This is a genomic window from Streptomyces sp. NPDC056486 (assembly GCF_042795295.1).
Taxonomy (GTDB): domain Bacteria; phylum Actinomycetota; class Actinomycetes; order Streptomycetales; family Streptomycetaceae; genus Streptomyces.
Genome location: NZ_JBHTSF010000055.1, coordinates 35,997 through 53,820 on the forward strand (window position 1 = coordinate 35,997; position 17,824 = coordinate 53,820).

At 70.4% G+C, this 17,824-nt stretch carries 17 protein-coding genes; 11 read left to right on the top strand and 6 right to left on the bottom strand.

Going from position 1 to position 17,824, the window contains the following annotated elements:
• The first annotated feature begins 116 nt into the window (after positions 1-116).
• The 3 genes from ACFQ7F_RS22390 to ACFQ7F_RS22400 all read left to right on the top strand — a co-directional run bounded on the left by ACFQ7F_RS22390 (position 117) and on the right by ACFQ7F_RS22400 (position 3,638).
• Positions 117-980 (top strand): mycofactocin-coupled SDR family oxidoreductase, encoded by an 864-nt coding sequence (locus ACFQ7F_RS22390; RefSeq protein ID WP_383273036.1) that lies wholly within the window; start codon positions 117-119, stop codon positions 978-980.
• A gap of 25 nt (positions 981-1,005) precedes the next feature.
• Entirely contained in the window at positions 1,006-2,652 is a 1,647-nt protein-coding gene (locus tag ACFQ7F_RS22395; protein ID WP_383273038.1) for an amidohydrolase, read from the top strand.
• A gap of 149 nt (positions 2,653-2,801) precedes the next feature.
• Entirely contained in the window at positions 2,802-3,638 is an 837-nt protein-coding gene (locus ACFQ7F_RS22400; protein WP_383273040.1) for an STAS domain-containing protein, read from the top strand.
• 101 nt (positions 3,639-3,739) lie between these two features.
• Here ACFQ7F_RS22400 and ACFQ7F_RS22405 read toward each other — a convergent pair whose 3' ends face one another.
• Both ACFQ7F_RS22405 and ACFQ7F_RS22410 read right to left on the bottom strand, forming a co-directional pair.
• Positions 3,740-4,480, bottom strand: coding sequence for a hypothetical protein (locus ACFQ7F_RS22405; RefSeq protein WP_383273042.1), 741 nt, complete (start codon positions 4,478-4,480; stop codon positions 3,740-3,742).
• Between the two features lie 28 nt (positions 4,481-4,508).
• Complete coding sequence (locus tag ACFQ7F_RS22410) at positions 4,509-5,915, bottom strand: hypothetical protein (protein WP_383273044.1); 1,407 nt, start codon at positions 5,913-5,915, stop codon at positions 4,509-4,511.
• Between the two features lie 189 nt (positions 5,916-6,104).
• Between ACFQ7F_RS22410 and ACFQ7F_RS22415 the strand changes: the two genes are divergently transcribed.
• Together ACFQ7F_RS22415 and ACFQ7F_RS22420 are read left to right on the top strand one after the other, a co-directional pair.
• Entirely contained in the window at positions 6,105-7,547 is a 1,443-nt protein-coding gene (locus tag ACFQ7F_RS22415; RefSeq protein ID WP_383273046.1) for a hypothetical protein, read from the top strand.
• Between the two features lie 37 nt (positions 7,548-7,584).
• On the top strand, positions 7,585-9,072 hold the full coding sequence (locus ACFQ7F_RS22420; protein ID WP_383273048.1) for a hypothetical protein: 1,488 nt from the start codon (positions 7,585-7,587) through the stop codon (positions 9,070-9,072).
• A gap of 19 nt (positions 9,073-9,091) precedes the next feature.
• Here ACFQ7F_RS22420 and ACFQ7F_RS22425 read toward each other — a convergent pair whose 3' ends face one another.
• A complete protein-coding gene (locus ACFQ7F_RS22425) occupies positions 9,092-9,808 on the bottom strand; it encodes a 1-acyl-sn-glycerol-3-phosphate acyltransferase (protein ID WP_383273050.1) in 717 nt (238 codons plus the stop codon).
• Between the two features lie 161 nt (positions 9,809-9,969).
• On the opposite strand from ACFQ7F_RS22425, the gene ACFQ7F_RS22430 reads away from it, so the two are divergent.
• Together ACFQ7F_RS22430 and ACFQ7F_RS22435 are read left to right on the top strand one after the other, a co-directional pair.
• The gene (locus ACFQ7F_RS22430; protein WP_383273052.1) at positions 9,970-10,218 is read left to right on the top strand and encodes an acyl carrier protein; all 249 of its coding nucleotides are present in this window, start codon (positions 9,970-9,972) and stop codon (positions 10,216-10,218) included.
• On the top strand, positions 10,215-11,420 hold the full coding sequence (locus ACFQ7F_RS22435; RefSeq protein ID WP_383273054.1) for a beta-ketoacyl-[acyl-carrier-protein] synthase family protein: 1,206 nt from the start codon (positions 10,215-10,217) through the stop codon (positions 11,418-11,420). Before ACFQ7F_RS22430 ends, ACFQ7F_RS22435 begins: the two co-directional genes overlap by 4 nt.
• A gap of 145 nt (positions 11,421-11,565) precedes the next feature.
• On the opposite strand, the gene ACFQ7F_RS22440 is transcribed toward ACFQ7F_RS22435, so the two are convergent.
• On the bottom strand, positions 11,566-12,624 hold the full coding sequence (locus ACFQ7F_RS22440; protein WP_383273056.1) for a VWA domain-containing protein: 1,059 nt from the start codon (positions 12,622-12,624) through the stop codon (positions 11,566-11,568).
• A gap of 186 nt (positions 12,625-12,810) precedes the next feature.
• Here ACFQ7F_RS22440 and ACFQ7F_RS22445 point away from each other — a divergent pair, with 186 nt between their 5' ends.
• Positions 12,811-13,263: an SRPBCC family protein gene (locus tag ACFQ7F_RS22445; RefSeq protein ID WP_383273058.1), complete on the top strand. Its 453-nt coding sequence runs from the start codon at positions 12,811-12,813 to the stop codon at positions 13,261-13,263.
• A gap of 65 nt (positions 13,264-13,328) precedes the next feature.
• Here ACFQ7F_RS22445 and ACFQ7F_RS22450 read toward each other — a convergent pair whose 3' ends face one another.
• The gene (locus ACFQ7F_RS22450) at positions 13,329-13,643 is read right to left on the bottom strand and encodes a hypothetical protein (protein ID WP_383273060.1); all 315 of its coding nucleotides are present in this window, start codon (positions 13,641-13,643) and stop codon (positions 13,329-13,331) included.
• 178 nt (positions 13,644-13,821) lie between these two features.
• Entirely contained in the window at positions 13,822-15,027 is a 1,206-nt protein-coding gene (locus ACFQ7F_RS22455) for a helix-turn-helix domain-containing protein (RefSeq protein WP_383273062.1), read from the bottom strand.
• A 243-nt stretch (positions 15,028-15,270) separates the two neighbouring features.
• Here ACFQ7F_RS22455 and ACFQ7F_RS22460 point away from each other — a divergent pair, with 243 nt between their 5' ends.
• From ACFQ7F_RS22460 to ACFQ7F_RS22470, 3 genes are read left to right on the top strand one after another with little or no spacing between them, the layout of a single operon-like run.
• On the top strand, positions 15,271-15,942 hold the full coding sequence (locus tag ACFQ7F_RS22460) for a DUF4097 family beta strand repeat-containing protein (RefSeq protein ID WP_383273064.1): 672 nt from the start codon (positions 15,271-15,273) through the stop codon (positions 15,940-15,942).
• 28 nt (positions 15,943-15,970) lie between these two features.
• Entirely contained in the window at positions 15,971-16,954 is a 984-nt protein-coding gene (locus ACFQ7F_RS22465) for an ATP-binding cassette domain-containing protein (protein WP_383273066.1), read from the top strand.
• Positions 16,951-17,736 (top strand): ABC transporter permease, encoded by a 786-nt coding sequence (locus ACFQ7F_RS22470; protein WP_383273069.1) that lies wholly within the window; start codon positions 16,951-16,953, stop codon positions 17,734-17,736. The genes ACFQ7F_RS22465 and ACFQ7F_RS22470 overlap by 4 nt, the downstream gene beginning before the upstream one ends.
• Positions 17,737-17,824: the final 88 nt, after the last annotated feature.

Here is a 17,824-nt window from a genome sequence, read left to right on the forward strand (position 1 = left end):
GCTGTCCGGCTCCGAGCTCCGGGCTGAAGATCATATCCCGGCGTCAACAGCTCGCCTTCCCGGCCTCGGCCCTTCACCCCCTGGCCAAGCCGGCTGCCGCGCGGTACATCACCAACATGACCCCGCACAGCGGCTACAAGCGGACCAAGAAGACTCGGGGAAAGAAGGGGCGTCTAGACGGCAAGGTGGCCTTCGTCACCGGTGCGGCCGGAGGGCTCGGCCGCGGCCACGTTCGACGGATGGCGGAGGAAGGCGCCGACTTGGTCATCGTGGACATCTGCCGGTCGGTCGACACCGTGCCCTACCCCCTGTCGACGCCGGAGGACCTGTCCGACGCCGTTGAGGAGGTGCGGGCCCTGGGCCGCCGCGTCGTGGCGCGGCAGGCGGACGTACGCGATCGAGCCGCCCTCCAGGAGGCGTACGACGCCGGGCTCGCCGAGTTCGGGCAGATCCACATCGTTGTCGCCAACGCCGGGATCGCACCGCTGCTTGTGGAGGACAGGGTGCAGGCGTGGCATGACGCCATCGACGTCAATCTCAGCGGCACCTTCCACACCATCGAGGTGGCCGTCCCGTCGATGGTCGCCGCCGAGCAGGGCGGCTCGATCGTGATCGTCAGCTCCACCGCAGGCCTTGTCGGCATCGGCGGGGCCAGTAACGGCGGGCTTGGCTACGCCGCCTCCAAACACGGTGTGGTCGGGCTGATGCGTACGTACGCCAACAACCTCGCCCCGCACAGCATCAGGGTGAACTCGGTGCACCCCACCGGAGTGGCCACGCCCATGGTGACCGACCCCGCCATCGCCGAGTTCGTCGCTCAGGACCCGATTCTGTCCGAGACGGCGCCCAATGCCCTTCCGGTGGACACGATCGAAGCGGTCGACGTGTCGAATGCCGTCCTGTGGCTGGCCTCGGACGAAGCCCGCTACATCACCGGTGTCACGCTGCCCGTCGACGCCGGATTCATCAACCGCCGCTGAGTCGCCGAGCTGGAGGTGGAGCGCCATGACCGATCAGTACGCGGACACGATATTGGTGGGTGGGCACGTCAAGACATCGTCGGGCTGGGCTCAGGGGCTCACCGTGCGCGCCGGTGTCATCGAAATGGTCGGCGACCACGAGGATGTGCTGCGGCGGCGCGGGCCGGACACGCGGGTGGTCGACCTGGCCGGCGACACCGTCCTGCCGGGCCTGCACGACCTGCACGTGCACCCGATCTACGCCGGAATCCGCGAACGCCGCTGCAAAATCTCGCAGGGCTCGAGCCTGGCCGAGACCCTCCGCATCGTGGCCGAGCACGTATCCCGGGCCACCCCCGGCACATGGGTCCTCGGCGGGCAATGGGACACGTCCGCGCTCGGCACCACCCCGGACCGGACCATGCTCGATGCTGTCTCCCCCGCCCATCCCGTCCTCCTGGAGGACACCAGCGGACACAGTTCATGGGCGAACAGCGCGGCGCTGAGGGTCGCCGGAATCGGCCCCGGCACACCGGACCCGGCAGGCGGCATTTTCGAGCGGGACGCCGCGGGCAATCCGAGCGGCATACAACGCGAGACCGCCGCCGATCTGCTCGCCGCCTCGGCCCCCAAACCGGCCGACGACGAGGTCGAGGCGGCCCTGGAGTGGGCCCTGAAAGAGATGCTCTCCTACGGGATCACGTCATTCACCGAAGCCGCGGTCGGATTCACGGCAGGGCCACGAGCCGAGCTGCGTGCCTACACCCGTCTCGCCGCGCGCGGAGCCGTCGGGCAGCGGGTGCGCCTCTGTCTCGTGTGGTCCCCCAACGACCCCGCGTGTGAAGACGTGATCGCTGCACGAAACCTCTACGCGAGCAGTCACATCGCGCCCGACTGCGTGAAGATCTTCCTCGACGGGGTACCGACCGACAGCCACACGGCGGCAATGATCGAACCCTATGCGGACACGGTGGCGGGACGGGACGACGAGGCCGGCCGGCACGGACTGCTCGCGATCGCGCCGGCAGTCCTCGATCAGGCGGTGACCCGGTTCGACCGCATGGGCATCACGGTCAAGTTCCACGCGGCCGGCGATGCTGCGGTCAGGGCCGCACTGGACGCCGTCGAGGCCGCCCGCACGGCCAACGGACACGGCCCGTACATGCACAACGTAGGACACTGCACGTTCGTGGCGAAGTCCGACATCGAGCGCGCGTCGCAGATCGGCGCGACGTTCGAAGTCTCTCCCTACTTGTGGCAACCCTCCCCCATCTGCTCCGACATCGCTGCGGCCGTCGGCCCTCAGGCGGTCGAACGCGTCTGGCCGGTGCGCGAGATGCTCGAGGCGCGCGCACTGGTCGTGCCGGGGTCGGACTGGTGCGTCGTGCCGTCGGTGAACCCGTGGTCCGCCATCGAAACGCTCGTCACCCGACAGGTGCCAGGAGGCGGCGCCGACTCCTTCGGCGCATCCCAAGCCATCACGCTGGAGCAGGCATTCGCCCTTTTCACGGTCAACTCCGCGCGCCAGGAGGGCATGGCGAACCGCCTCGGACGCATCGAACCGGGCATGCTCGCCGACATCATCGTCGTCAACCAGAACCCCTTCGAAGCGAAGATCACTCAAGTTCACGCAACTGAGGTCAAAATGACGTTCATTGAAGGTGAACTGGTCTTCGACCATGCAAGTGCGTGACAGGCATGACAGGCCCGTGGTCGTTGTGGGCGGCCACACCGTTGTGAACATAGGCGAAGCTGTCCGTATCTGGCCGAGTCAGTCCCGTGGCAGACCTGCCTGGTGAAGTGCCCCCGACGCAGGCGGCGTCGGCTCTAGCGTGGGCGGACATGGGCACGGGGAGCGAATCGCGGTCCGGGGTGAGCGTCCAGTGGGACCAGCCGTCGCGGACTGTCCGGGTCGGCGTCGCGAGGGCGGAGGGGCGGGTCACCATCTGTGTGGCCGGTGAGCTGGACATCGACTCCGTGCCGGTCCTGGCCCGCGAGTTGAACGACGCGATAGAGCGACCCGCCGACCACATCCTGCTGGACCTGAGCCGGGTGACGTTCTGTGGGACGGCCGCCGTGGCCCTGCTGGTGGACGCCCATATACGGGCCGCCGCTGCGGGCGGCAGCCTGCTGGTGGAGCGGGCTCATAGCGCGGTGCTGCGCCCGCTTCAGCTGTGCGGGGATGCGGAGGGCCTGCAGGTCACCCAGGAACTGGCGGCGGCGCCGATGTCGTTGAACGAGCGGCGCCTGCGACTGTCCGTGGTGTCCGCGGCGCTGTCGGCGGCGTTCGAGATCACCGGGGCGCCGATGGGCAATGCCCAGCTGTACGATCCGGAGAGTCGCGCACTGCGGATCGTGGCCCAACAGGGCTTCCGCCACCCGTTCTTGACCTTCTTCGAGACGGTGGCGGACCAGGAGACCGCGTGCGGCCTGGCCGCACAGGAGCGCACACCGGTCCTCGTCGAGGAAGTGGCCACCTGCCCGTTCTTCCTCGGTACCCCGGCGCTGGACGTGCTGGAAGAGGCAGGCGTCGGCGCGTGCGCCTCAGTACCGATCACCTCTGAGGACGGTGCGCTGATCGGCGTGGTGTCCACACACCACGAGCAGGCAAGGCAGTGGACGGACGAGCAGCGCCACGCCCTGGAAGGACTCACCCGCGCCGCCCACCCTCTCTTTTGAGAGCAACTGCGCGAACCTCGCGGCGAATCGACGTCAACCGGCGGTCTCCTCGCCGATGGCCCGGGCGGCCTTTCTGTAAGCCCTTCCGCGAGACGCTCCGGTCAGAAGTAGCGCGTGAACGGGGCCGGGTCGACGGCGAACAACCCGCTGAACGGGCTGTCCATTTGGTAGATGAGGAGCACGGTGAAGCTGATGAGGGCGGAAAGGCCCATCACCATCACGACATGGGTGAAGCTGCGCTGGACGCCGAACATGAACATGAAGGCGATGGTGAGGACGCCGCCGACGATCAGGCCGAACCAGATCACCGGCGAAAGGCGCTCCGTGGAGTCGGCCTCGCGACCGCGGCGCGCCTCGTCCAGGGTGCTCAGCTGCGCCAATGTCTCCTGGGCCGTGGCCTGTTGGGCCGGCGTGGCGTCCGTAGGCACCTGACCCGCCGCGCGCACCTCGTTCAGCAGGCGCCACCCCTGCGTACCCAGCGGGGCGCGCTCGGCCATCGCGGGCCACTCCGACTCGGTGACGTGCCGGACGTACGTCTCGATGCCGTCCCGTACCCGGTCGGCCTGCCCCTGGGGCAGGCCCGCGGCGATCAGATGGATCTGGTGCGCAGCACTGGCCTCGGTTGCGGCATGGTCCTCGGCGCCGGAGTGGGTGTCCCAGACCGACACCAGGGCGAGGCCCAGGACGAGGGCGTACAGGACGCCGACCATCATGGAGATGTACTCGGCGACGTCCTCGCGGGGCTCCTCGTCCGGGCCCATCGGCCAGAAACGGTGTTTGAGCAGGACGACCGCCGCTGCGAGCAGGGCGACGCCCAGGACGATGGCGAGGCTTTCGATCATCGATGGGTCCCGTTTCGTAGCGGCACGGTCAGAGTCTGCGGGAGCCGAACACGGCGGCCGCGATGGCTGCGGGCAGCAGGACGAGCAAGAGAGCGGCCAGCATGCCCATGCCGGTGGGAGTGTGGTCCGCCCGGACGAAACGGCTGAGCAGCGGATGCCGCGCCTCGGCCTCCTTCGGCACAGCGGCCGGTGGCACAGCGGGTGGCGGCACGACGGCTGGTGGCACCGCGGCTGGTGGCACCGCGGGCGGAACCGCTGCCGGAGCCCGTCCCGCACCGTCGGGCACAGCGGGAGGAGCGACACCGGGTGCCGCCCCCTCGGGTGCGCCGGGCCCGGGTGGTGCGACTCCCGGTGGGCCGACGCCAGGCGCAGGCGGTCCGACACCGGGTGGGGCAACGCCGGGTTGTGCAACGCCGGGTGCCGCGATTCCCGGTGCCGCGATGCCCGGTGGGAGAGGTACCGCGGGGAGCTGTGATGCGAGGCGGGGCACGGAAGCCGGTGTCCCGGCTCGCGGCCGTTGTCCGGGATCCACCACGGGCGCACGCGGCCGTGGCGCCAAGGGAGTTACGGGCACCTGAGCCCGGAGCGTGAAGCGTGCCCGGGCCCGTGCCGTCAGCCGCGGGGGTATCACCGCTTCGCCGCGTGGACCGAGCGTGCGGAGCAGGTCGCTGCCGTCGGCGCGCCCCCCGCTGATGTACGTGCCAGGGGGGCGCCGGACGACGGCGGTGCACGCGGCACGCGCCCCTGCGGCGAGACGGGCGACAACCGGCCGCCCGCCCACACAGGCAATCCGGCCCGGGGCAAGGACCGGGTCCGTGATCCGAACGCCGTGGACGGGCCGGTTGCCGTGGTTGACCAGGACGTAGCGGACCTCCGCCTGCTGCGGTCCTGTGACGCGCGCCGTCTCTGTCAGGGCCAGAGCCGCACCGACCCCGGTATACCCGGAACGCGCGGTCGCCTGCACGCCGCCGGCGCGCAGGGAGCGCGTGCTCGCCCGCATGGCGCCGGCGCGCAGATAGGGCTGCTGCCCGGTGGCCCGCACCTCGCCGACCCAGGCTCCGGGGCGGGCCGCCCCGATCGCCGTGCAGCGCACCGAGCGCAGTCCGGTCAGCATCGGCACCCGGTCCCGTCCGCCCGGGCAGCGGATCACGGCGCCCGGCAGTCCGGGGTCCCGGACCCGCACCTCGTACAGGTCGGCTCCACCGCGATTGACGAGGCGGTACGACTTGACGACGGCGGCGCCTGTCCGGATGCCGGGATGCAGGGCGCCCAGGCCGGGCCGGGTGTTCACCGTGACCTCGAGGGCAAGGCCGTGCGACCCGGGGCCGTCGGCGACGGACGGCCCGGCAGCCGACCAGCAGCCCACGGTCAGGAGAAAGCCGACCAACAGCCACCGCGTCCGCGCCGTCGTCACGCCCTCTCGCCCGATGATCACACCGGAAGCTGTTCACGGGCACCCGTCGGCAGTCGACCCCGGCACGCGTACACGCTCGGTGATTCACCCGAGCGGTGGCAGCGGCCCTGCCGAACGGCACGCGGGCGGTTCTACTGCTGGAAGTGACAGGGCCGGCCTCGCGCGTTACCTCGCGGTGCGGCCGGAACTCCCGGAGATGAGGTGGCGGGGATGACAGCCCGGACAGCCGACGCGGCCGAAACAGCCGATGCAATCGACGCCGTCGGCGTGCGGACGTCCGCACGACAGGAACAGTCGGCACAGCAGGCGCAGACCGATGCCGAGCTCCTTCTCGCGACCTCGGTGCTGCTCGCGGATGCCGCACTCGCGGCACGGCGGACCGGCGCGGGGCTGACCGCGGCCGGCGCAAGCTGGCGGGTCGGGCTGCAGGCGCTGCGGCGCCCCGCGTGGGCGCTCGGCACCGCGCTTTCGGCGGCCCGCGCCATGTCGAACCCCGCCGGGCTCGGCCTTGCCGCCAACGGCGGCCTCGTCGGTGAGACCGTCCGGTCCCTGGGGGCCGTGGCGCGTCGGCGGCCCGCCTGCGTGGCGATGGCCGTGGACGCCTTCGCGCTGCGCATCGAGGCCGCCGCCCGTGAGCACCCGAACCTGGCGGCGCCGCTCGCCAAACGGCTCACGGACGCGGTGGTCGCCGGCCGCAGAATCGAAGTGGTGCGTGCCGCAAGGGAGTTGGTGAACCTTCTCGGTGTCACCCGCACCCTGACCACGGTCAGCCCCGTCATCATGGAGCTGCTCGCGCTTGCCGGACTGCTCGACGAGAACCCGACCAACGACAGCTTCGCCTGGGTCACCCTGGCCGGCGGCGTCCCCACCACCGACCCGCTGTTCGGCCTGCCCGCCGCGCTGATCCGGCACCTCAACCCGGGCCCCGGGCGCGCCGAGCGCACCGAGGCCGACGCGATGCTGACCCGCGTCCTGGCCCGCTCCGGCAACGACATCGTCCGCTACATCGACGACATCTCCGCCCTCGGCAACCACGGGCTCGCCCTGCTGCGGCGCGTCGCCTGCGCGGACGGCACAACGCGGCACGTCCTGCTGCTGCCGGGCACCAGTTTCGGGCGGCTGAGCAACAGCACCCCGCAGGACCTGGTCGGCGCGTTCGACGCGCTGCTGCGTACCGACACCACGTACAGCCGGTCCGCGAAGCAGATGCTGTTGCGCGCGGGTGTGCCCGAGGGCGCGGAGCTGATGATCGTCGGACACAGCCTCGGCGGGATCACCGCCATGAACCTCGCCTGCGACGTCGACTTCGTGTCCACGTACCGGCTCACGCATGTGATCACCGTCGGCTCCCCCATCGACACCAAGCGCCCCGCCGACCCCACGGTCCAGGTGATCAGTCTCGTCAACGAGCACGATGTGATCCCGGGCCTCGACGGGCGCGGCCCTGCCTGCGCGAACGACATCCCGGACAGCTGGATCGAGCTCTCGTGGCTGGACGAGACCTGCGACTATCCCCTCTCCCACGCCCCGCAGTCGTACGCGGGAACCCTGCGCGGCGGCGATCTCCCGCACCGTGCCCGCGTGAATGAGCTCATCACCCTCTACGACGGCGAGATCGTCGACAACCAGCCCTATCTGCTGCGCGACAAGTGACGCCGCCAACCAGCAACCCCCTCTAGGGAGACCGGCGATGAACGCCAGTGACACCACGACAGCTTCCCGCAGGCCCGCGACGGCCTGGCCCCTGGAGAACGCTCTGATCAGCGCCGCGCTGGCAGCTCAGCGCGTCTCCTGGATCGACGCTCCGGCGCGCGCCCTCGGCCTCAAACCGTTCACCCGGCAACACTTGACCCGGCAGGTCCTGGCCCAGCTGCGGCGCACCACGTCCGGTCGGCCGACCCGGCTGCGTACCGCGTTCGGCACCTTCTTGATGCCGTTGAGCGCCGATGACGCCACCGGTCTGATCCGCGGCGCCGACGAAGCGGGCGCCGGGGGCACCGTCACCGCCCTCACGGCAGAGGGCCGCCGCCTGCGGCTGACACCCCATGCGAGGCTGCCCGTCCCGCTCGACGCGCTGCGCACCCAGGTGCGGGCCGCCGTCGACGAGGAGGCCGCAGCCATCTACGCCGGTCGCCGCACGGACGGCAGCCTCGCCCGCGCCGACTGGTGCGCGTACACAGCGCGCCTCGCGCGGCGCATCGTCCTCGGGGACGGCGCCGCCGACGACAGTCTCGTCAGTGCCATCCTCGAGGCCACCGCCCGGTCCGATGACAGCACCGAGTACGCCGCCCGCGCCGCCGCACTGCGCCGCCGTCTCGACCCGTACGTCCATGGCGCGCATCCCGGCGGACTCGCCGCCGCCGATCTCGCCGACGACACCAGGGACGCTGTGCTCGAGCACGCCCTCGAGACCGTCACCCGGGCCCTCGCCGACACGGCGTCACAGGCCCTGGCGCTGGTGACGGTGCAGCCGCCGATGCCCGCCACCGACCGTACCGAGCGGGCCGAGCGGGCCGAGCGGGCCGAGCGGGCCGTCAGGGAGGCCCTGCACCGGTACCCGCCGCTGGCCGCCACCGTGCACGAGGTCCGCGTCCCCTTCGTATGGCACGACCTGACCGTGGAGGCCGGCTCCGAGATCCTGTGTGCGACCGCCTGGCTGCGCGATCTGGACGAGGCAAAGGGCCACGGCAGCGACGGCCCGTCGGTCTCCCTGTGCGCGGCGCCCGCCCCGTGTGCCGCGGCCGAACTCGCCGTCCTCGCCGCCACCGAACTGGTCCGCGCCCTCACCCGGCGCGCCGAACCGGTCGTCCTGGCCCCACACCTGACCCCCGACGCGCTGCCGGCCGCCCTGCCCGCCGATTCCCTCCGCCTCGCCCTCCCGGACGCCGATCACGCACCGCGGGACGCCGCACCGCACGACACCGACGCCCGTCCGGTGGCCGACGGGTACGTGCCGCCGAGCCCCGGACAGAGCCCCGCCCACTACGCCGAGCTCACCGCGGCAGGCGCCCGCAGCCTGGAGGAGCACGCCCGGAAACTCGCCGACTGCGCACACCAGCCCGGCTGGAACCACGACGCGTTCGGCGAGCACTGCCGGATGACACTGCTCGCGCACGCCGAGCGCTGCTCCCGCGCCGCCGCCGACGCGCGCCGGGCAGCCGATTGGCTGACGAACTAGGACCCGGGCGCCTACGTCTCTACCAGAACGGTGACACCCGGCGGTGCCTGTCCCGGTCGACCATGCCCTGGACGGTGAACCAGACCTCGTCGCTCAGCCGCCGTGCCGCCGCCGAGCGGGCGGCGTAGGAAGCGGCGCGGGCCGGGGCGGGGACCGGCTCGCCGATGCTGATCCGCCACTTCGCCGGCAGCGGCAGCGGCGTGGTGAGGGGGAAGTACGGCAGGTCGAACCGGCGGGCCAGGGCCCGGATCTCACCGAGCTTCGGGTACGTCTCCTCGGCGCCGACGATCGACACGGGTACCACCGGCACGCCGGTCTGCACCGCGGTGACCGCGAAGCCGGGGCCGAAAGGCCGCATCCGGTAGCGCTGCGAGAACGGCTTGCCGACCCCGTCGAGTCCCTCGGGGAACACAGCGACGATGTGCCCCGCCTCAAGACGGTCCCGGCCCAGGGTCGGATCGTCGGTGAAGACGTCGTGCCGACGGGCGTACGCGGCGAGGGGCGGCAGCCGGAAGACCGATGCGGAGGCGTAGAAGTGCACCGGCCGTCGCAGCTCCCGGTGCAGAAGCTTGTGCAGGACGAAAGCGTCGAGCCCCCAGGCGCCGGAGTGGTTGGCGACCATGAGCGCGGGGCCGGACCGCGGCACATTCTCCAGGCCCGAGACCTCGACGCGGAGGTAGTCGTCGGCCAGCCAGGTCAGTACGCCGTCCAGCAGGTCGGCCCCGGCTTCATCCAACGGTCCCGCACACGCCTCTGGCACATCTTTCATATTGTTCACATATGTCACAAGATCCCACTTTCAGCTGAAAATGGGGCATTGCAAGCCTAAAGATGCCATTGAGGTGGTCTCTCTCACTAGCGCCCGAATTCCGGGCGGCGTCCAGTGAAAGGCCAGCCATGAGTACCTCTGCGTCACCTGCGACCGCGGATCTGATCACCGGCCTGCTCGTCGGCAAGTTCGAGGTCGACCCGGCCGCCGTCCGGGCCGATGCCCGCATGACCGACCTGCTCGCCGACTCGCTGATGGTCGTCGAGATGGCCATCACGCTCAAGGACGACCTTGGCGTCAGCGCCACCGAGGACGAACTGCGGGAGCTCACCTTCGCCGAATTCTCCGCACGCGTCGACGAGCGCCGCGCCGGATGACGCGGGACACCGCCGTCGCGGTGGCCGGCAACGGCCAGGGCACCGCCGCGGGGGCCGACACGGAGAGCACCTGGGCCGCGGTCCGTGAGGGCCGCGCGACCGCCAGGACCGACCCGGAACTGCGGGACCTGCAGGTCTCCCTGAGCTGCCGCGTCGACGCCGTGGACGCGCTTCGCCCGCGGCAGCCCGGCGCCGCGCAGCTCGATCCCGGCGCCCGTATGGGCCTGGCCGCCGTCGCGCAGGCCCTGGACACGGCCAAGCTCGACCCCGCCGAGTGGGACCCGGCCCGCGTCGCCGTCGTCACCGGCTGCTCCGTCGGCGGGATGCACACCCAGCGGGCTGCCGGGGCTCGCCTTGCCGCCGACGGCCCGCAGAGCGTCTCCCCGTACTTCCTGACCGGCTACCTGCCCAACATGGTGTGTGCCGCCATCGCCCTGCACCTCGGCGTGACGGGGCCGAGCCTGAACGTCGCGACCGCGTGTGCCTCGGGGGCCACCGCCCTCGGCACGGCCCGTGACCTGCTCGCCTCGGGCCAGTGCGACATCGCCGTGGTCTGCGGTGCCGACGCGGCCGTCACCCCCCTCATGGTGACCGGCTTCGCCCAGCTCCGGGCACTGTCCGACCAGTGCTCCCGCCCGTTCGACACGGCCCGCGACGGCTTCGTCATCGCCGAGGGCGCGGGCGCCCTGATCCTGGAGCGGCCCGAACACGCGGCCGCCCGCTCGGCACCCCGGCTCGCCCGGCTCATCGGCTACGGGGCGAGCAGCGACGCCCACCACCTGGTGGCCCCGCATCCCGAGGGGCGGCACGCCGAGCGGGCCCTGCGTGCCGCGCTCGCCGAGGCCGGGATCGCCCCCGGCGACGTCGACCACGTCAACGCGCACGGCACGTCCACCCCGCGCGGCGACGCGATGGAGGCGGCGGTCCTGGCACGGGTCCTCCCGCACCGGCCGCCCGTCACCTCTGCCAAGGGGGCCCTGGGCCACACCCTCGGCGCGGCCGGGGCGATCGAGGCCGCCCTGACGGTACTGGCGCTGCGCGCGGACCTCGTCCCGCCCACGGCGGGGCTGACCGACCCCGATCCGGCGCTCGACATCGACGTGGTCGCCGGCGCCGCCCGGCCCGTGCCCTCGGCGGTCGCCGTCAGCAACTCCTTCGGCTTCGGCGGCCACAACGCGGTCGTGGTCCTGGCCCGCGACTGAGCTCGCGCCCCGCGCCGGGTCCCCCGTCGGCGCGGGGCACTCAGGCGCGTCGAGGAGCAGGAGGGGGCCGGGCGGTTGTGACGTCCACCGAACCCGTGTCCCACTGATTCTCAACGCATGCTGATTCTCAACGCAGGCTGAGCGTTCAGAGCATGATGAGCAGTCGTGTCTTCGGCTTGAGCTTCCTGTTCACCGAACGACTCTGCACATAGACCTCCAACTTGGGATTGTTGCCCGCCTTCACCGAGACGGTCCCCTGAATACCCGAACCGAACAGAAGGCTGCGCGCCGCGTCTCCCGTATAGGCGCGATCGGTGTCTTTCTCGACCACGATGACTTCCTTGTTCGGCTGGACCTGAGCGCGGGCGCCCAACTGGTAGTAGCAAGCACCGCGTTCGTACGTCACGCCCGGATGTGAATCGACGAAGGGGCGGATCTCGATCTCCTTGTCGACCTTGAGGAGCCGGTACATGTCGGCCGGAATCGGTTCGAGATTCGCCCGCACTTCGTCAATCGATATGTCCTGGCCGACGGCGAACAGATTCTTCGTGCCGCGCACACCCTGCTCGCGGGCCCGGAGGAAACTGGTGGCGGCCGCGCGCACGGTACCTATTGCCTCCTCGACGCCCTCCTGGGAATCCGCATCCCAGATGGCGATGTTCCCGGCCGGGAAGCCGTAGTTCTGGGCCGTCCGCTTGGCCAGGGAGTTCGGAACGAGGATCGCCGAGGTCCAGTGGCCCGGGAGCCCGCCCATCTTCGCCGCGATCTTGTCGAGCCAGGGTCCGAGGATGGTCATGTCGCCGTCGTGCCGCCTGTCGCCGCCGGAGGCGTTCTCCTCGCCGTCCGTCACGACTATCTGGAGGAAGCTGTGCTCGCCGTATTCCTCCCATATGTGTTCCAGGTCGTCCAGGGACTTCAGTGAGGCCTCAATAAGGGCCGTAGCGCCATTGTTGACGTGGTAAAGACCCCGCATGGACGGCAGGTGCTTCACGTCCATGTCCCAAACCAGGTTCTCCACCCGGTGGTCGAAGGAGTAAAGGCTGATTCGGGTCTCGTGACCGAGGCTGTCCGACTCGGCTTTCAACCCCGCCACGAACTCGTCCACGACACGGACAAGCTGGTTCTGGTGCGGACGCATGGAACCCGAACAGTCGACTACCAGCGCCACGTGATTCACCTTGTGCTGGATCCTGTTGCCGGACATGTTTCTGCTCCTTCTCCGAGGGCTTCCCGAGTGATTTCACTCTATGGGGAGGCACTGACAACGGCCTTTGACGCACGATCACCTGCCGTCGTTCCGGCGGGCCTTGACGCCTCCGCCCAGCCGGGCGTGCCGGTGAACGTGGCAGGCGGTCGATCTCTGTCCGAGTGCTCGTGCGAGCATCCCGGCATGAAGCGCTTCGAGACCGTCACGCACATCGCCGCGTCTCCGGCGACCGTCTTCGACCTGTCGTTGGACGTGGATCTGCACACCGCGTCCATGGCCGAATCCGGGGAGCAGATCGTCGGCGGCGTCCGCGCCGGACGTATGACGCTCGGTGACACGGTGACTTGGGAGGCCCGTCACTTCGGTGTGCGGTGGCGGATGACCTCACGCATCAGTGCGTACGAGCGGCCCGGAAGATTCGTGGACGAGCAGGTGGCCGGGCCGTTCAAGCGGTGGCACCACACGCACCACTTCGCACCGGACGGGCGCGGGGGCACGGTGATGCGCGACGTGATCGAATTCGCGGCGCCGTTCGGCCTGCTGGGAGCGGGCGTGGAGGCGGTGGCGCTCGGCCGATACATGCGCAAGCTCATCGACGCGCGCAATGCGTACGTGAGGGAGTGCGCGGAGGGGTAAGTGGATAGGTCGGTGGGTGGCCGTGGCCGTGGCCGATCAGCGTCGTCAAGAGCAGTCAGGAACAGTCAGGAACGCTCCCCTTCTTCCAGTTGGCGCAGGCAGTCGTTCCAGCGTTGGCGTCGTTCGGCCAGGGTCTGTTCCCACCAGGCCGTGCCGCGCTCCCCCAGTCCTGTTTTTGCGAGCTGCACGCGGGCTCGGGCCGCTTTCCGTGCGTCTTCGTCGTCGCCCGCGGCGCCCACGGCCCGGCGGGCCGACATCAGGTGGTGGGTCAGGCTCTTCTCCACTTCGTGGGGTAGGCGGGGGTCAGTGGCCCGCCAGCGCCGCCCCTTGATGATGACGAAATGGCCGTCTTCTGTGTACTGCACGTTCTCTGCCGCCACCAGGTCATCATGCTGGCCGCCGCGCTCCCCCTGTGGCTCCGACGTGCCGCTCCGTGCGGTCGTCGTGGCGGAGGCCGTCGGTATGAACCCGGCCGACGACAGAGCAGCGACGACCGCAGGAACGTCTGCGTCGTTTACTCGTATCCGCGTGCCCCCGCGCTCGCCCGCTTACTTCGCCCTACTTCGCCAGGGATTCGGCGACCAGCCGCCAGATCTCCGCGGCCAGGTCCATGTTGCCGCTCTGCTGTGCCTGCTCGGCGAGCTCCCGCAGCCCGGCGAGCGCCGAAGCCTGCTCCCCCTCCTGGAGCAGCACGCGGTTGCGCAGCACATCGAGCCTGATCCGCTCCTGATACGGCAACAGGTCGTCGAAGTGCGCCAGTTGGTCGAGGAGCGCGCGTGCTTCGTCGGGACGGCAGGTGACGACGGCGATACGGGCGCGCACCGCGATGAGCTCCTGCTCGACGGCGGGTGTTCCCGCGAACGGCAGCGCCGCCTGGACTTCTTCGACGCGCCGCTGGGCGCGCTCCGTCCTCGGCGGATCGACCATGAGATCGAGCCGGGCCGCATTGACCCGCAGGCCCACCCACACCGTCAGGTCGTCCCGGCCGTCGAAACCGCCCACCGCCTGGTCCATCAGTTCTGCCGCGGCGACGCGATCACCCTGACGGGCACGGGCGCCGGCCGCGGCCCACAGCGCCTGCGCCCATCGCAGCCCTGAACCCTCCTCCTGCGCCAGGGCGAGCAGCTCGTCGGCGTAACGGACGGCGTCGGGGACCCGACCGGCCTCACTCAGCGCCGACACCAGAGCAAGAAGCGTCGAGATCTGCACATGGGCGGGCAGAGCCTCGCGCCGCGCCAGCTCGTAGGCGTTGGTCGCGGTGTCGACGGCGGCGGCGGTCTTGCCGGTGTTGCGCATGCAGCGGGCCAGCTCGGCCCCCGCCCTGGCCTGCAGCTCGGGCAGCCCGATCTCCGCGCTGAGCGCGACAAGTTCGTCGAGGCACACGCCTTGTTCGGTGTACTCCTGGCGCCGCCGCCGCCACTCGGCGACTCGCCAGAGCGCCTGCCAGCGCAGCAGCGGATCCTCGCCCCCGGAAGCCTGCAGGGCTTCGCTGAGCGCCTGACCTGCTTCGTCCTGACCCAGCCCGGTGGCCAGCGTCAGGCTCCGCGCGAGCGAGGTCGCCGTGGATTGAGTGAGTTCGGCCGGAGTGACGCCCAACTGGGTGGCCAAATGCGCGACGGCCCGCTCGGTGGGCTGGCGCGCGCCGGACTCAAGCCGGGACAGATACCCGGCTGACATGCCCTCCCCGGCGAGCGCGGCGAGCGTCAGGCCGTGCTCGGTCCTCAGTTGCCTGAGCCGGCGGCCGAAGACTGGCTGCTCGAGCATGTCCGAACTCCCGGATAGCGGGGACGTCGCCCGACGTCCAAAGGGGCGTTTCACGGCCGAGCGTACCCCACTTGCCCACATCGGGACAATCTCTTGCCATCCATGAAGCCGACCCCCTGACCGCATTGGCAATTTATTCTGGCAAGTACTTGCCAAGCTCATGGCAACAGCCCTAGCGTTGCTGTCGTTCCCGGACGAGCCCCGCCCCGGACGACCCAGACGCCACAAGAGAAGGAGCGCACAATGCACGAGTTCGACACCCCCTCCCCGATTGCCACCGTTATGGACATCCCCGCCGGGCGGATCCAGTTCATCGCCGCCGACCGGGCCGACACCGTGGTCGAGGTCCTGCCCGCCGACGCGACCGAGCGCCGCGACGTGAAGGCCGCCGGGCAGACCACGGTGGAGTACGGCGACGGGGTGCTGCGGATTACAGCGCCGGAAGCGAAATCCCAGGTCTTCGGCCCCTCAGGATCCGTAGAGGTGACCATCCAACTGCCCGTCGGCTCCCACATCGAGGCGAGGGCGGCCGACGCCGACTTGCGGGGCGTGGGACAGCTCGGCGATGTCGCCTTCGAGAGCGCGCAGGGCTCGGTCGAGCTCGATGAGGCCGCGGGCGCCCGTCTCACCCTGCAGGCCGGCGACGTCTCGGTCGGCCGCCTTACCGGCCCGGCCGAGATCAGCACCCAGAAGGGCGACCTGCGTATCGCCGAGGCGACGCGCGGCACGGTCACACTGCGCACCGGGTACGGCGAGATCTCAGTCGGCGCCGCCGCCGGAGTCTCCGCCTCGCTGGACGCCGGTACCCCCAACGGGCGGATCCACAACGCGCTGAAGAACTCCGACGGTGCCGCCTGCGGCCTGAGCATCCACGCGACCACGGCCTACGGCGACATCACTGCCCGCAGCCTCTGAACCTCGCAGCTTTGAAGGAGCACTCCTCATGACGAACCTGGCCATCGCGGCGCACGGGCTGCGCAAGGCTTACGGCGACAAGACCGTCCTGGACGGCATAGACCTCGCTGTCCCGGAAGGCACGGTCTTCTCGCTGCTCGGCCCGAACGGGGCCGGCAAGACCACCGCCGTCAAAATCCTCTCCACCCTCGTCTCCGCCGACGCCGGTGACCTGCGCGTCGGCGGCCACGACCTGGCCGTCGCCCCGCAGGCGGTGCGGGCCGGTATCGGTGTCACCGGGCAGTTCTCCGCCGTCGACGGCCTGATCACCGGCGAGGAGAACATGCTCCTGATGGCCGACCTGCACCACCTGTCCAAGTCCGAAGGACGGCGGGTCGCCGCCGAACTCCTTGAACGCTTCGACCTCACCGAGGCCGCCAAGAAGCCCGCCTCCACCTACTCCGGCGGCATGAAACGCCGCCTCGACATCGCCATGACCCTGGTCGGCGACCCCCGGATCATCTTCCTCGACGAACCCACCACCGGCCTCGACCCCCGCAGCCGCCACAACATGTGGGGCATCATCCGCGAACTCGTCCTCGACGGCGTCACCGTCTTCCTCACCACCCAGTACCTGGAGGAGGCCGACCAACTCGCCGACCGCATCGCGGTGTTGAGCGACGGCAAGATAGCCGCCGAAGGCAGCGCCGAAGAACTCAAACGGCTCATCCCCGGCGGACACGTGCGGCTGCGCTTCTCCGACCCGGCCGCCTACCAGTCGGCCGCCGCCGCCCTGCACGAGGCCGCCCGCGATGACGAGGCTCTCGCTCTCCAACTCCCCAGCGACGGCACCCAGCGCGAACTGCGCTCCATCCTCGACTGGCTCGACTCCGCAGGCATCGAGGCCGACGAACTCACCGTGCACACCCCCGACCTCGACGACGTGTTCTTCGCCCTGACCGACAACACCCACGTCCCCACCCAGCCGAACCAGTCCACTGAGCCGAACCAGCCCAAGGAGACCGTCCGATGAGCGCCTTCTCCCTCGCCGTCCGTGACTCGTCCACGATGCTGCGCCGCAACCTCCTGCACGCCCGGCGCTATCCGTCCCTCACCCTGAACCTGCTGCTCACGCCGGTCATGCTGCTGCTGCTCTTCGTCTACATCTTCGGCGACGTCATGAGCGCGGGCATCGGCGGCACCGACCGCTCCGACTACATCGCCTACATCGTCCCGGGCATTTTGATGATGACCATCGGTGGCACCGTGATCGGGGCCGCGGTGTCCGTCTCCACCGATATGGCCGAGGGACTTGTCGCCCGCTTCCGCACGATGGCGGTCCACCGCGGTTCCGTGGTCATCGGGCACGTCGTCGGCAGTGTCCTGCAGTGCATCGCCAGTGTGGTCCTCGTCGGTGCCGTCGCCGTGGCGATCGGCTTCCGCTCCACCGACGCCACCGCCCTGGAGTGGCTGGCGGCCTTCGGGCTGCTCCTGTTCTTCGCCCTGGCGCTCACCTGGATCGCCGTCGGGATGGGCATGGCCAGCCCGAACGCCGAGGCGGCCGCCAACAGTGCGCAGCCGTTGATCCTGCTCCCCCTCATCTCCAGCGCCTTCATCCCGGCCGACACCATGCCGGGCTGGTTCCGGCCCATCGCCGAGTACCAGCCCTTCACCCCGGCCATCGAAACGCTGCGCGGCCTGCTCCTCGGTACCGAGATCGGCAACAACGGCTGGATCGCCATCGCCTGGTGCGTCGGTCTCGCGGTGCTCGGCTACCGCTGGTCGACATCGCAGTTCAACCGCGACCCGAAGTAACCGCCATGACCGCGCGAACCACCCCGGCGCCTGAGGTGCCCGACTCCGCGCGTCCTGTTGGCCGGGAGGAGTCCCGCCGGATGATCCC

Excerpts from the sequence above, each read along its gene's own strand:
- ACFQ7F_RS22390 (WP_383273036.1), top strand. The coding sequence starts at position 117 with ATGACCCCGCACAGCGGCTACAAGCGGACCAAGAAGACTCGGGGAAAG.
- ACFQ7F_RS22395 (WP_383273038.1), top strand. The coding sequence starts at position 1,006 with ATGACCGATCAGTACGCGGACACGATATTGGTGGGTGGGCACGTCAAG.
- ACFQ7F_RS22400 (WP_383273040.1), top strand. The coding sequence starts at position 2,802 with ATGGGCACGGGGAGCGAATCGCGGTCCGGGGTGAGCGTCCAGTGGGAC.
- ACFQ7F_RS22405 (WP_383273042.1), bottom strand. The coding sequence starts at position 4,480 with ATGATCGAAAGCCTCGCCATCGTCCTGGGCGTCGCCCTGCTCGCAGCG.
- ACFQ7F_RS22415 (WP_383273046.1), top strand. The coding sequence starts at position 6,105 with ATGACAGCCCGGACAGCCGACGCGGCCGAAACAGCCGATGCAATCGAC.
- ACFQ7F_RS22420 (WP_383273048.1), top strand. The coding sequence starts at position 7,585 with ATGAACGCCAGTGACACCACGACAGCTTCCCGCAGGCCCGCGACGGCC.
- ACFQ7F_RS22430 (WP_383273052.1), top strand. The coding sequence starts at position 9,970 with ATGAGTACCTCTGCGTCACCTGCGACCGCGGATCTGATCACCGGCCTG.
- ACFQ7F_RS22435 (WP_383273054.1), top strand. The coding sequence starts at position 10,215 with ATGACGCGGGACACCGCCGTCGCGGTGGCCGGCAACGGCCAGGGCACC.
- ACFQ7F_RS22440 (WP_383273056.1), bottom strand. The coding sequence starts at position 12,624 with ATGTCCGGCAACAGGATCCAGCACAAGGTGAATCACGTGGCGCTGGTA.
- ACFQ7F_RS22445 (WP_383273058.1), top strand. The coding sequence starts at position 12,811 with ATGAAGCGCTTCGAGACCGTCACGCACATCGCCGCGTCTCCGGCGACC.
- ACFQ7F_RS22455 (WP_383273062.1), bottom strand. The coding sequence starts at position 15,027 with ATGCTCGAGCAGCCAGTCTTCGGCCGCCGGCTCAGGCAACTGAGGACC.
- ACFQ7F_RS22460 (WP_383273064.1), top strand. The coding sequence starts at position 15,271 with ATGCACGAGTTCGACACCCCCTCCCCGATTGCCACCGTTATGGACATC.
- ACFQ7F_RS22465 (WP_383273066.1), top strand. The coding sequence starts at position 15,971 with ATGACGAACCTGGCCATCGCGGCGCACGGGCTGCGCAAGGCTTACGGC.
- ACFQ7F_RS22470 (WP_383273069.1), top strand. The coding sequence starts at position 16,951 with ATGAGCGCCTTCTCCCTCGCCGTCCGTGACTCGTCCACGATGCTGCGC.